At 72.4% G+C, this 13,016-nt stretch carries 11 protein-coding genes, 1 tRNA gene and 1 pseudogene; 1 reads left to right on the top strand and 12 read right to left on the bottom strand.

What is annotated here, in order from left to right:
- From T398_RS02700 to T398_RS02670, 7 genes are all read right to left on the bottom strand, one after another.
- A partial coding sequence (locus tag T398_RS02700; protein WP_496444188.1) for a thioesterase II family protein occupies positions 1-195 on the bottom strand: 195 nt, incomplete at its 3' end.
- A complete protein-coding gene (locus tag T398_RS02695; protein WP_496444186.1) occupies positions 192-2,891 on the bottom strand; it encodes a non-ribosomal peptide synthetase in 2,700 nt (899 codons plus the stop codon). The genes T398_RS02695 and T398_RS02700, both read right to left, overlap by 4 nt.
- Before the next feature lie 114 nt (positions 2,892-3,005).
- Positions 3,006-3,827 carry an SDR family oxidoreductase gene (locus T398_RS02690; RefSeq protein ID WP_496444184.1) on the bottom strand — a complete coding sequence of 274 codons (822 nt, stop codon included), beginning with the start codon at positions 3,825-3,827 and terminating at the stop codon, positions 3,006-3,008.
- The gene (locus tag T398_RS02685) at positions 3,820-4,545 is read right to left on the bottom strand and encodes a thioesterase II family protein (protein ID WP_496444182.1); all 726 of its coding nucleotides are present in this window, start codon (positions 4,543-4,545) and stop codon (positions 3,820-3,822) included. The genes T398_RS02690 and T398_RS02685 overlap by 8 nt, the downstream gene beginning before the upstream one ends.
- Entirely contained in the window at positions 4,533-5,348 is an 816-nt protein-coding gene (locus tag T398_RS02680; RefSeq protein WP_496444180.1) for a CPBP family intramembrane glutamic endopeptidase, read from the bottom strand. Before T398_RS02680 ends, T398_RS02685 begins: the two co-directional genes overlap by 13 nt.
- Positions 5,345-6,562: an ATP-grasp domain-containing protein gene (locus T398_RS02675; protein WP_496444178.1), complete on the bottom strand. Its 1,218-nt coding sequence runs from the start codon at positions 6,560-6,562 to the stop codon at positions 5,345-5,347. Before T398_RS02675 ends, T398_RS02680 begins: the two co-directional genes overlap by 4 nt.
- Positions 6,559-7,866, bottom strand: coding sequence for an argininosuccinate lyase (locus tag T398_RS02670; RefSeq protein WP_496444910.1), 1,308 nt, complete (start codon positions 7,864-7,866; stop codon positions 6,559-6,561). The genes T398_RS02675 and T398_RS02670 overlap by 4 nt, the downstream gene beginning before the upstream one ends.
- 54 nt (positions 7,867-7,920) lie before the next feature.
- Between T398_RS02670 and T398_RS02665 the strand changes: the two are divergent.
- Positions 7,921-8,646, top strand: a pseudogene (locus T398_RS02665) (tyrosine-type recombinase/integrase); the annotation flags it as partial.
- Positions 8,647-8,812: 166 nt separating this feature from the next.
- Here T398_RS02665 and T398_RS02660 read toward each other — a convergent pair.
- From T398_RS02660 to T398_RS02640, 5 genes are all read right to left on the bottom strand, one after another.
- Positions 8,813-8,886, bottom strand: a tRNA-Ala gene (locus T398_RS02660).
- A 168-nt stretch (positions 8,887-9,054) separates the two neighbouring features.
- Positions 9,055-9,873, bottom strand: coding sequence for a divisome protein SepX/GlpR (gene sepX, locus T398_RS02655; RefSeq protein WP_496444176.1), 819 nt, complete (start codon positions 9,871-9,873; stop codon positions 9,055-9,057).
- 182 nt (positions 9,874-10,055) lie between these two features.
- Entirely contained in the window at positions 10,056-10,703 is a 648-nt protein-coding gene (locus T398_RS02650) for a GNAT family N-acetyltransferase (RefSeq protein WP_496444174.1), read from the bottom strand.
- A 42-nt stretch (positions 10,704-10,745) separates the two neighbouring features.
- Entirely contained in the window at positions 10,746-12,059 is a 1,314-nt protein-coding gene (locus T398_RS02645) for a molybdopterin molybdotransferase MoeA (RefSeq protein WP_496444172.1), read from the bottom strand.
- The gene (locus tag T398_RS02640) at positions 12,056-13,012 is read right to left on the bottom strand and encodes a UTP--glucose-1-phosphate uridylyltransferase (RefSeq protein ID WP_496444170.1); all 957 of its coding nucleotides are present in this window, start codon (positions 13,010-13,012) and stop codon (positions 12,056-12,058) included. The genes T398_RS02645 and T398_RS02640 overlap by 4 nt, the downstream gene beginning before the upstream one ends.
- Between the last annotated feature and the right edge of the window lie 4 nt (positions 13,013-13,016).

Genomic DNA, 13,016 nt, shown 5'->3' with positions numbered 1-13,016 from the left:
CACGTCGGCGGGCATCGCTTCGCCGAGCCGGGTCTCCCGCCCGGGATAGTGGACGATGTCGAACGCGACCGAGGGCGGCAGCAGTGGGCGCCAGCCTCGGTAGAAGTGAGGCCCGCCGCCGGCGTGCGGGAAGCAGACCAGCCGGTGCCGGGCGACGGTGGTCGCCGGTTCGGGCGTCACGAGCCACCGCGTCATCGAACGACCTCGATCGTGATGCCACGTACCGCCTCGATGAAGTCGGCTGCCACGGAGTGGCGGTAGATCTGCTGGATCGGGACCCTGGGCAGTCCGCTGTCGCGCAGTTCGCGGAGCACCCGGATCGCCAGCAGCGAGTTGCCGCCCAGCTCGAAGAAGTTGTCCCGCAGCCCGACGGGCGTCCCCAGATGGCGGCTCCAGCACGCCAGTACCTGCTCGCCCAGCCGGTCGACCGGCTCCGGATCCGCGCGGCCCGCCGCGACCGCGGCCGGCCGGCCGGCCGGCTCCGGCAGCGCAGCGGTATCCAGCTTGCCGTTGACGGTCAGCGGGATCGTGTCGATCACGGTAATGGTGGCCGGGAGCATGTACCCGGGCAGGAACGCGGCCGCGTTGCGCAGCACCGCGGCCGGTTCGCCACCGGGTGCCAGGCACACGTACGCATCCAGCCGCGCGCCGGCCGAGTCGCCGTCGACCGCCTGCCGGACGACCACCGCAGCGGCCAGCACGCACGGGTCGTCGGCCAGCACGCTGCGAATCTCGTCGAGTTCGACCCGGTGTCCACGGATCTTGACCTGGCTGTCGATGCGCCCCAGATGCTCCAGTGCGCCGTCGGGCCGCAGCCGTCCCAGGTCCCCGCTGCGGTACCAGCGCACGCCGGTTACCGCATCGGAGACGAACCGTTGCGCGGTCAGGTCGGGTCGCCCGAGGTAGTGGCTGGCGACACCCGCCCCGCCGACCCAGATCTCCCCGGCGACACCGACGGGGCAGACCCGGCCCTGCCGATCGCGGACGGAGATCGTCCAGCCCGGCAACGCCCGGCCAACCGAGCGGGACCGGGCACGGGCCGCCGCCGGGGTCACCGTCTGCGCGGTCACGTGCACCGTCGTCTCGGTGATGCCGAACATGTTCACCAGCCGGCATTCCGACTCCGGGTGGCGGGCGAACCAGGGCAGCAACATCCCCTGGTCGAGCGGCTCCCCACCGAAGACGACGAGGCGGACGGTCAGTCGGCCCGCCGCCGGGTCCAGGTCCGCGGCGGCGAGCTGATAGAAGGCCGAAGGGGTCTGGCTCAGCACGGTGACCCGGTGCCGGACCAGCAGGTCGTGGAACGCAGCGCTGTCCCGCCCGGCCCAGTACGGCACCACGACCAGCCGTCCGCCGGTGAGCAGGCAGCCCCAGATCTCCCAGACCGAGAAGTCGAAGGCGCTGGAGTGGAACAGCGACCAGACGTCGTCGGGGCCCAGCGCGAAGTCCGGCGCGGTCGCGGCGACCAGTGCGAGCAGGTTGCGGTGCGGGACCACCACACCCTTCGGCCGGCCGGTCGAGCCGGAGGTGTAGATGACGTACGCCGGCGCGGTGCCGTCCACCGGCGGGCTGGGCGCCGGCTCGTCCGCGCCGAGGAGGGCCAGGTCGTCCGGGGAAACCACCCGCACGCCGTTCGTGTCCGGCCACCGCTCCGGCCGGGCCACCACCACCCGCATCGCCGCGTCGGAGGCGATGTAGCGGAGCCGGTCGGCCGGATAGGTGACGTCCATCGGCACGTAGATCCCGCCCGACTTGAGCACGGCCAGGATGGTGACGATCAGCGTGACGTCCCGGTCGAGGCACACTCCCACGAGGTCGCCGGGGCGTAGGCCGCACGCCCGCAGGCCGGCGGCGGCCCGCTCGGCCGCCTCGTCGAGTTCGCGGTAGCTGAGTTCGGTCCTCTCGTCCACCACCGCCGGAGCCTCGGGGCGGGTACGTACCAGCTCGGCGAACCGGCCGTGGATCGTCTCCGCCGCCTCCACCAGGACCGGCCCGGACTCGCCGAGGCGCAGTATCTCGCGGGCCGCACCAGCGTCCAACAGGTCGATCGTCCCGACGGGGGTTTCCGGCGGGGCGGTCGCCAGGGCCCGAGCGGCGGTGGCCAGCCGGTCGATGAAGGACGCGGCCATCTCGGCGCTGACCAGTCCAGGGTCGTGGAAGCACTCCGCGTGCCAGCGTCCCCCGGGCCGGCCCGTCCAGACGATGGCCAGCGGGACGGCCGGGGCGAGCGCGGGCACGTAACGCCCGGCGTCGGCGGTGTCGAACACCAGCAGGACCGGTGGGACGGCCGACGCGTTGGCGCCCTGCGCGACGGCGAGCAACTCCCCGACCGTACGGTGCTCACCGGCTGCGGCAGGGTCGGCGACCACGTCGAGGTCGCCGTCGGCGTCCACGTCGAGGTCGCCGTCGGCGTCCAGCACCGCCACGGCGGGCAGGGTGTCCGGGTCGTACCGGGCGACGGTGAGCAGGGTGGCCGCGGTGAGGACCGCCCGGTCGACCGGCCCGAGCAGCATGTCCCGGCTCACCGTGCCGAGCCGGCCGCGCCGGCGCGGATCGCCGTCGCCCCACGGCACCCGCTCCGGCTCGGGCAGCCGCAGCGGGTCCCCGGCGGTGGCCGGGACCGCGCGGTCCGGACGTCCACGGAGCCGGTCGGTCAACTGGTCGAGGACGGCCCGGGACACCTGGTCGCGGGCCGCCACCAGCACCAGGTCGGCCGCACCGCCGTGCTGGACGAGAACGGCGCGCAGCGGCGGGCCGGACGGGTGCAGCGGGCGCAGCGCCTCGGCGCGGACCGCACGGGCCGCCGCCTCCGCGTTCGGCGGCCGGAGCGGATAGACATCGCCGGTCTTGACCACTGGAGCGGCGGCATACCCGTCGAGTACCGCCCGCACGCGTGCCTCGTCGACCGGAGCGGGAACTCGGACTGTCCTGCTGTGGCATCCGCGGGCGGACTGGATCACCCTGGCCCCTTCCTTCCATCAGACATGACAAGATGGCCGGCGGGCTCAGCGCGCGGTGAACCCGCCGTCCACGGTAAGGACGCTGCCGGTCACCTGCTGCGACCCGTCGCCGGCGAGCCAGAGCGCCGCTGCCGCCACATCCGGCGGCTCTATCAGGCTGTTCATCGGCTGCGACTGCAGGAAGAGCGGCTCGTGCTCGTCCACCGCCACCGACAGGCTGCGCGCGATCTCGGCCAACATGCGGCCCTCCACCTCCGGGTCGTCGCGAACGGAGCCGGGGCACAGAGCGTTCACCCGCACCCGGAACGGCGCGTAGTCCAACGCCGCCGCCCGGGTCAGCCCGATGAGACCGTGCTTGGCCGCCACGTAACCGGCGAAATGGCGGTAGCCGACCTGGCCGGCCGTGGAGGACACGTTGACGATGCTGCCTGAGCCCCGATCGAGCATGACGGGCGCCACCGCCCGCATCATCCGCCACGCTCCGGACAGGTCCACGTCGAGCATCAGCAGCCATTCGGCCTCGGTGATCTCGTGCACGGGTTTGCCCGCCGGCGCGGCGATGCCCGCCCCGTTGAGCAGGACGTCGATGGTGCCGAAGCGGTTCAGGGCAGCGCGGACGGCACCGCTGACGGCGTCCTGATCCCGGACGTCGGCCGGCACCGTCAACACCGCCGCGCCGGCCTGCTCGCAGAGCGCGGCCGTACGCTCCAACTGGGTCTTCGACCCGAGCGGGTACGGCACCCCGTCGATGTCGTGGCCGACGTCGAGCAGCACCAGATCGGCGCCGTTGGCGGCGAACGTCGTGGCGCATGCCCGTCCAAGACCGCGCGCGGCCCCGGTGATCAGCGCGACCTTGCCGTCAAGCACTATCCCCACCGCCGCCCACCAGGCGGCCGGCGATCATCCGCAGCACCTCGTCGGCCGCGTCCACCAGGTACATGTGGCCGCCCGGCAGCTCCACCGGCACAAAGTCGGCCGACGTGGCCGCCCGCCACTCGGCCGCCTGCGCCGCGGACACCAGGGTGTCGCCACTGCCCCGGATCGACGTGATCGGCACCGGCAACCGGTCGTCACTGCGCGCCCGGTACGACTCGTGCATGGCCACGTCTACGCGGAGCAGCGGCAGCAGCAACTCCACCGCGTCCGGGTCCTCGAGCGCCTCGTGCCGGTATCCGGCGAATTCGGCGACCTGGGCGAGAAAGTCGGCGTCGTCGAGGCCGGTCGCGTGCCGCGTCCGCCCCGTCCAGGGGCCCGGCGAGCCACTGACGAACAGGTGCCGGACCGTGCCGGGTGCCCGGGCCTCGACCTCGCGGGCGGTCTCGAAGGCCAGCACCGCGCCCAGACTATGACCGTACAACGCGATCGGACCCTGCTCGGCGGCGATCGCCGCAGCGCCTGCGGCCAGGTGGGCGGCTGCGGCGAACACGTCGGTGTACGGCTCCTCGAGGAAGCGTTCCTCGCGTCCGGGCAGTTGCAGGGGGACGGGCCGGACGCCGGGCACGTTCAGCTTCTGCCAGGCACGGTAGAAGCTGGCCCCGCCACCGGCGAACGGCAGGCAGACGAGTGGAACGGTCACAGCAGCCATATGGCGATCACCCCGATGGTCAGGTCGGCAAGTACGTGCGTCAGGTATGGCGCGAGCATTCCGCGGGCCCGGAACCGGATCAGGCCGACCAGCAGGCCGTACGCCGTCGCCAGCAGGACACCGAGCCACCCGGACGGGAAGCCGGTCATGTGCAGCAGGCCGAAGCCCACCGCCTGGGCAGCGATCGCGGCGGCCGCCGGCACCAGGCCGTTCAGTTCGGTCTGGAAGACGCCGCGGAAGACCGCCTCTTCCATGGCCGAGTTGGCCAGGGAGAAGGCAAGGATGCCGAGCAACGCGACGGCCGCCGGCCGGTCGCGCAGGCCACCCAGATACGGCCCGGCGTCCGGGTCACCGAGTTGGGCCCACACCGCCAGCGCGACAGCGCTGACCGTGGCCGTGGCAAGCATGAGCAGCACGATCTCCACGCCCAGCCGACCGGACTTCAGCCACACCGGTCGGTCGGCGCGCAGGTAGCGGCCGGCGAGCCACCACACCGCGACGGCGAGCAGGAGCGGCAGCGGCCAGATTTCCTTGCCGAACACGAGCACCGGCACCGGTACCGCCGCCGCGGTCAGCGCGATCCGACGAGCGCGGTCGACGCCGGACCACCACGCGACCGCCAGCACGGCGGCGAGCGCCACCACGAACGCCCCCAGTGGGTACGGGTGCTCCCGCAGCCACGGCGCAGGGATCCCGACAACCACGACAGCCGCCACACCCGCCACTGCCGCGGCGACGCTCCGACGAGCCCGACCGGGCTTGTTCCGGAGCACGTCCGCCTCAGTAACCGTTGTCCTGCTCACGTGGGGATCCTTTCCTCGATGGACGTCCGCGTCAGCCGTCGCATCCGGGCCACCGCGCGCTCGGCGTCGCACGAGACGTCGTCGGCGGTGTCGCCGATGCAGATGACGTGTCCGACACGGTCCCGAAAAGAGTGGGTGATGTCCACCAGGCTCCCCCGTGGTGCGGTCAGCTCCGCGGCCGCCACGCCCGGCATGATGCGCACCTCGGCGAGGTCCGCCGCGGCGACCACGAAGCCCTCCTCCGCCACCACGAAGCGGATGGCGCCATAGCGGTCGGGACCGGCCGGTGCCGGCACCGGAAGTCCCGCGGCCCTGGCGACCGTGGCCTGCACCAGGTCGGTGCCACCGGCGGCCCGGATCACGACCGGGATCATCCCGCCGGCCAGCCGTGGATTGACCTCCACGACCACCGGGCCCTGGGAGGACCAGCGCAGCTCGGTGTGCGCCGGGCCCCAGCCGAGCCCGAGCGCGTGCAGCGCCTGCCGGGCAGTGGCGGCCAGGCCGGCACGGACCTCGTCGGGCAGCACCGCGGGCACGTCGTGTCCGGTCTCGACGAAGTACGGCGCCGGCCCGAGGTGCTTCCCGACGACGCTCACCACCTCGCCGTCGAAGGTCTCCACCGAGAACTCCGGACCGTCCACGTACCCCTCGACCAGCAGCCGTCCAGCGGGATCGCGCTCGCGCAGCCGGGCTGCCCAAGCCGCGAGATCGGAAAGGCTGTCGCACATCCGGACGTCGACCGAGCCGGAGCCAGCGACCGGCTTGCCCACCACCGGCAAGCCGATGCGCAGTGCCGCGGCCACCGCCGCGGCCACCGAGTCGACGGCGGCGAAGGCCGGCACGATCAGGCCGCCAGCCGCCAAGGCGGCCCGCTGCTGCTCCTTGTCCCGGCAGCGGGCGACGGTGTCCGGGTCCGGCGCCGGCAGGCCGAGCGCCCGAGCGGTCGACGCGGCGATGGTGATGAAGTACTCCGAGCTGGAGGTGATCCCGGCAAGGCCGCACCCGGCCAGCTCCCCGGCGACCGCGCGGACGGCGGTCGGGTCGGTGGTGTCGGTCACCCGCACGTCGATCCCGTCCATGGCGAGGTACGGGTATCGCTCCGGCGTCAGGGTCAGCACCACGGGGCGCAGACCAAGGTGCCGGGCGGCGGCGCAGAACAGTCGGCCGGTCCCCGTGGTGTTGCTCTCTACCAGCGCCAGCCAGGGCGCCGTCATGCCGCCTCCTCGGTCAGCGCGGTCACCGCGCGGTCGAGTTCCTCGGCCGACCCGGCCAGCCGTGACCAGCGCTGCCGGCCCCAGGTCGCGGCGGCGACCACGGACGTCCGCGCCGCGGCGAACGACGAATCGAACTGCCCCGGCCCACCACCCCGGTTGAGCCCGACCACCGCCGCCGCGGGCGACAGCGGTCCGACCGCCCGGGCCGGTGGATCGAGCTCCAGCACGGTGGTCCCGGCCGCGACGGCGCGCCGGACCGCCTCACCCACCCGCGCGTGGGCGTCGCGGAACGGAACGCCCTCGTGTACCAGCCGGTTCGCCAGCGCCGTGGCGGTAACGAAGCCCTCCTCGCTTCGGCGGCGGCCCTGCTCGGCACTCGGCCGGGCGCCGCTGACCAGGGACTGCGCGAGCTGAACGGCGTCGCGGACCGCGTCCAGGCCCGGCCATATCGCGGCGACCGCTTCCGTCGACACCTCGATCGAGTTGGTGAACGGAGTGGACTTGGTCGCGGCGGCCGCCGCCGTCCAGGCCCCGACCGCCACGCCGGCCTTGGCCTTCACGTGCTCCAGCAGGAAGGCGTTGCGCTTCTGCGGCATCGCGGAACTGCCCCCGACGAGCCGGTCCGGGAAGGACAGCAGGGCGAACTCGGCGGTGCTCCAGAGCTGCAGATCGGTGGCGAGGCGGCTGAGCGTCAGGGCCAGCCCGGCCACCGCGCCGAGGATCCGCAATGCGGTGTCCCGGCTGGCCACCGTGTCCATCGCGTGCACCGGCGGCCGGTCGAACCCGAGCAGCTCGGCCACCCTAGCCGGCTCGATGGGCAGGTCGGACCCGGACACCGCCCCGGCGCCCATCGGGCAGGTGTCGAGGCTCGCCGCGGCGTGCCGCAGGGCGTGCAGGTCACGGCCGAGGGCGAGGGCGACCCCGGTCAAGTAGTAGCCGTACGTGATCGGCATCGCCGCCTGGAAGTGGGTGTACGCCGGCATCAGCGCGTCCCGGTGGGCTCGTGCACGGGCCAGCAGCACCCCCTGCAGCCGGACCGCCTCCGCAATGAAGTCCAGGGTCCACCGGCGCAACCGCAGGGCGGTCGCGGTGGCCTTCAGGTCGTTGCGCGACCGTCCGGTGTGCAGCCGGCCGGCCAGGTCGGCGCCGAGCACGTCGGCGAGGTAGTGCTCGTACATCAGGTAGAGCCCGCGCGGCGCGGGCCGGTCGCGGACCGCCGCGAAATCCTCGGCGACCAACCGGCGGATCGCGTCGAGCAGGGCGGCGGTCTGGGCACCGTCGAGGAAGCCCTGCTCACGCAGCATCACGAGGTGGGCTCGATCGATCTCGGTGATGGGCAGGAGCTCAGCCCGTCGCTGCTCCGGGAAACCGGTCGCCTTCGCAAGCCACGCCGCACCGTGCGCGCCCTCGAAACCGAACACCTGGAAGGCGTCCGCTCGGCGATCCGCCAGTGGCAACAGCCCACGCCCGGTAAGCCTGGGCCTCGGCACAGCGGCGACCTGGCCGACATCGTCGACCTCATGCTCGCCACCGGCGCCCGCATCGGCGAGATCCTGGCCGTGCGGTGGGAAGACGCGGACCTCGCCGCCGAACACCCGACCGTGACCATCTGCGGCACCATCGTCTACCTCAAGGGCAAGGGCTTCTTCCGACAGGAGTGGACCAAGAGCGACGCCGGATACCGGACCATCATCCTGCCCCGATTCGCGGTCGGGATGCTGCTGGCCCGAAAGCTCAACGCCGCCGACAACCCCCACGACGCAATCTTCGCCTCCCGGCGCGGCACCTGGCTGTCCCCCCACAACGTTCGCCGACAGTGGCGACAAGCCCGCGCCGACACCGAACTCGAATGGGTGACCCCACACACCTTCCGCAAGACCGTCGCCACCCTCATCGACAAGGAGGCCGACGCCAAGAGCGCCGCCGCCCAACTAGGGCACGCCAGCGAGGACGTCACCAACACGTACTACATCGTCAAACCCGCTCTCGCCCCGGACAGCTCCCACATCCTCGAACAACTCGGTGCCAGCCCGACACCAGCCGGTTCCGACCGCCCAGGCCACAGCCCGCCCCCCGCAACCTAGGCACACGCGGGCGAACGCCTGACGGCCCGCGAACCGGGCAGACCCCCACCGACGAACGCGACCGCGCCCACACGTTTGTGGGGGGTTTTCGGGGGGTGATTCAAAATGATATAGACAAACATTAAGGCCCTGACCAGCATTCCTGCTGGTCAGGGCCTTAATTCTGTGGAGCTGAGGGGATTTGAACCCCTGACCCCCTCGATGCGAACGAGGTGCGCTACCGGTCTGCGCCACAGCCCCTCCGCCGGCGTACCGGCGTAGGTCCCACCCGGTGTTCACCGAGCGGGCCGGCGCTAAGGCTAACAGGTCGCTGGCCGCCCGGCGAATTGCCCCCGACGCGGCGAAGGGGTGCGCCGCGAACCGAGCGGGTGGCCCGCCCGGTTCCGGCCGGGCGGGCGATCTCCGAGGTCAGGCCGGGTGGGCACCGCGGCCGGACTGGTACGGGCGCCCGCGGAGGCCGCCGGCCCGCCGGTAGGAGACGGTCCCGCCGTTCGCCACCGCCGGCAGGTCCGCCGGCCGGTCCAGGCCCATCGCGGTACGGCGCACCGACTCCCGTTGGGCCGCCAGGCGGCGCTGTGCTTCGCGCCGGGCCGTGGCCCGGCGCGCCTGCTCGCGCCGCACCTCGGCTTGACGGGCGGCCAGCCAGGCTGCCTCGCGGGCCTGGGCGCGTCGGCGGCGCTGGTCGGCGAGGGCACGGGAGCGCAGGTGGGCGACGTAGGCCAGGAGCAGGGCGGCGGTGACCGCGAAGCTGATCCAGAATCCGGGGCCGACGAACAGCACACCGACCAGCTCGACGGCGTTGAGCAAGAACAGCGCGGCAAGCACCCGTCGCCGCCGGTAGATGACTGGGGGGCCCTGGCGGCGGCGCGGCTTGGGCCGGCGTGGGTGGGCGCCCAGGCGCCCGCCGAGCCGGCGCTGCCATTTGGGGTTCGCCGGAACCGCGCGCAGCTGGTCCGACCGACGGGACCCTGGCGCCGATTCGGCACCGCCGGCACCGGAACCCCTATTCTCGCTTAGCGTAACTGAAAGCCAACGCGGCGGATTTACCGGTCGGCGACCTGGGACAGTGCGGCGCCGTCGACGGCGCTGGAGCACCCGCGCCGTCGACTTCGCCCGCTCCGCCACCAGCCGCTCGGTCGCGTCGTACCGGCGGACCAGGGCCGGCGCCAGGGCGAGCAGGCCGGCGGCGGCGAGGACGGCGAGGAGCACCGAGGTCGGCACCCGCACCCCTCCCGTTCGCCGAAATTTCAGGCAAGCACAGGCCAACGCCGGACGATCTATCACATTTCGGCCTGAAGCCGAAGATCCTACGGGTGGGCTGCAAATGCCTTAGCTTGCAGTTACCTGAGGTTACGGGCGGAGGCACCAGATGCCGGCACGCCGCGCCGATCGTCCCGGTCGGGACCCATTCAGCCGGTCGTTGCCCGTAGCCGGTACCAACGGGCCAGCAGGCCCCCCTCGGCCGCCACATCCTCGCCGGTCAGGGCGTACCCGATGTGGTCACGCCAGGCGCCATCGATGTGCATGTAGCGCACGTGATACGCCTCCTCGCGAAAGCCCAGCTTCTCCATCACCCGACGCGACGGCTGGTTCTCCGGGCGGATGCTGATCTCGACCCGGTGCAGCCCGCCCGGCCCGAAGGCGTGGTCCACCGCCAGGGCAAGCGCGGTCGGGATGATGCCTCGCCCGGCCACCCGGGAATCCACCCAGTAGCCGACACAGCCCGAGCAGAACGCCTGGCGCACGATGCTGCCGACATTCAGGTGCCCGACCAGGCGTTCCCGTCCTGCCTCGCGGAGACAGACCACAAACGGCATGCTCTCGCCGATCCGGGCCGAGCGGCGCTGCTCCCGATACAGCCAGCGAAACGCGTCGGGTGAGTTCCGGTCCGCCCAGGCACCTGGGAGCAATGCCTCCCAGGGAGCGAGCCACGCCTCGTTGGCGCGGCGCACCTCAGACCAGGCGATGGCGTCGGAACGCCGGTAGGGCCGCACCAGCACCGGACCGTCCGCCAACACGGCGGGCCATCCCGGCGTACGACGCCCCAGAAGACTCACCGGCCGATCCTCCGCCCTCAACGCTGGCCGGGGCAAGCACCCTCACCGACGTCGGTCCAGCAGCAGAACGTCCACGGTGGAACCCGCAGCGGCGGTGGTCACCCGCTCACCGAGCACCAGCAACCCGTTCGCCTCGGCCAGTCCGGAAAGGGCCAGTGGCCCGCCCCGCAACGGCTGGACGGTGTAGCCGCCGCCACGCCGCTCCGCGACCTGCGCCGGTCGGAACTCACGCAACCCCGCCGGCGACGAAATCGTCTCCAGTAGATGTCCCCGAACACCGGGGCGAAAGACCGGCTCCGCCCCGGCCAACATATTGATCACCGGTCGGGCCAGTACCTCGAAACCGATCAGCGCCGCCCCCGGATCCCCGGGCAGGCAGACCACCGGCACCTCCTCCGGGCTGACCGTACCGAACCCGAGCGCGGTACCGGGGTAGAGCGCCACCTCGGTGAAGGCCACCGGGCCGGTCCGGTTCCCCTCCCGACGGGAGAGGATCCGCCGGACCATGTCGCCCGGCCCGGTGCCGGTACCACCGGTAGTGATGATCAGATCGGCCCGCAGGGTCTGGTCCTCCAGCAGGCCTCGTAACCCCTCCGGGTCGTCGTCGCAGATGCCCACCCGGTACGCGAGAGCGCCGGCCTCAGCCGCCGCCGCAGTCAACGCGTGCGAGTTCACGTCCACCACCTGGCCGGGCTGGCTGCCCCGCCCCACCTCGACGAGTTCGTCGCCGGTGGCCACGACCACCACGCGTGGGCTGGGCCGGACCACCACATGGCCGATTCCGGTAGCGGCGAGCACCGCGACCAGCGCCGGCGAGACGTAGGTACCGACCCGGGCGAGCAACGTGCCGGCCGGGAGTTCCTCGCCGGCCTTGCGGACGCTGTACCCCCGCTTCGGTATCCGGTAGATCTCCACCGAGGCCATGCCCTGGTCGGTCCACTCGACCGGAACCACCAGGTCCGCACCGATCGGCAGCGGCGCCCCGGCGGCCACCGAGAAGCAGGTCCCCGGGGTGAGTCGGACCGGACGCCAACTAGCGGCACCCAGGTCACCGACGACGTTGAGCTGCACGACCCGCCCGCCGGGCGAGCCGGCCTGGGCCGGTGCGGACACGATGCCCCGGCCACCGGCGGCAATGTCCTCCCAGCACGCCGCGTACCCGTCCACGGCCGCCTGGTCGAAGGCCGGGACGGAGTGTGTCGCGACGACATCCTCGGCGAGGACGTTTCCGTACGCCTGGGTGAGGTCGAGGTCGAGTGGCGGCAGTGCGCGTAACCTGCGCAGCACACTGCCCAGGTAGTCGGCGAGCGGCGTCAACTCGTTCACGGCCGCCTCGGCGTCGGCCGTCGCGTTCATGTACGCGGACCACCCGAGGAGCCCGCGTTGACGAAGTCGGCGAGCCACTTACGGAACTCGGCGCCAAGGTCGTCGCGTTCCGCGGCGATCTGCACGACGGTCTGGAGATAGCCCAACGGCATGCCCGTGTCGTACCGGGTGCCCCGGTAGACGATGGCGTGCACCGGCACCCCCTCGGTACGCAGGAGCTCCATCGCATCGGTCAGTTGGATCTCGCCGCCGCTGCCCGGATCGGTCCGGCGGATCGCCTCGAAGATGCGGCCAGGAAGGACGTAGCGGCCCAACACGGCGAGATTGCTGGGGGCTTCCTCCGGCTCCGGCTTCTCCACCAGGCCGGTCACCCGGACCACGTCACCGAGGTCGGCGAACTCCGCCTCGGTTGGAGCCACCGAGGCGATGCCGTAACGGGAGGTCTGGTCGGGCTCGACCTCGAAGAAGGCCAGCACGACCCCGCCCGTACGGGCCTGCAGCTCCAACATGGCCGGCAGCAGCGGCTCGGTCGGCTTCACGAACTCGTCGCCGAGCAGCACCGCGAAGGGCTGGTCCCCGATGTGGGACTCGGCGTAGCCGACGGCGTGGCCGAGCCCAAGCTGATCCGGTTGCCGGCAGGTGTAGATCGCGGCCAGGTCCTCGGTCCGTTTGACCTCGGCCAGCAGCTCGGGCTTCTTTGCGAGCCGCTCTTCCAGGTCGGGACGGCGGTCGAAGTGATCGACCATGGAGGTCTTGCCGCGCCCGGTGATCAACAGGACGTCGGCGATCCCGGCCTGGGTGGCCTCCTCGACGATGTACTGCAACACCGGCCGGTCGACCACGGGGAGCAACTCCTTGGGCACCGCTTTGGTGGCCGGCAGGAAGCGGGTGGCGAGCCCGGCGGCCGGAATGACCGCCTTGACCGCGCGGGGACCGCCGGTCCCGATGGCCGTCGATGGAGTTTTCGCTGAGTGCTCCGACATGCCG

The organism is Salinispora goodfellowii (genome assembly GCF_059570675.1).
This window is presented reverse-complemented; position numbering and strand designations above follow the sequence as displayed.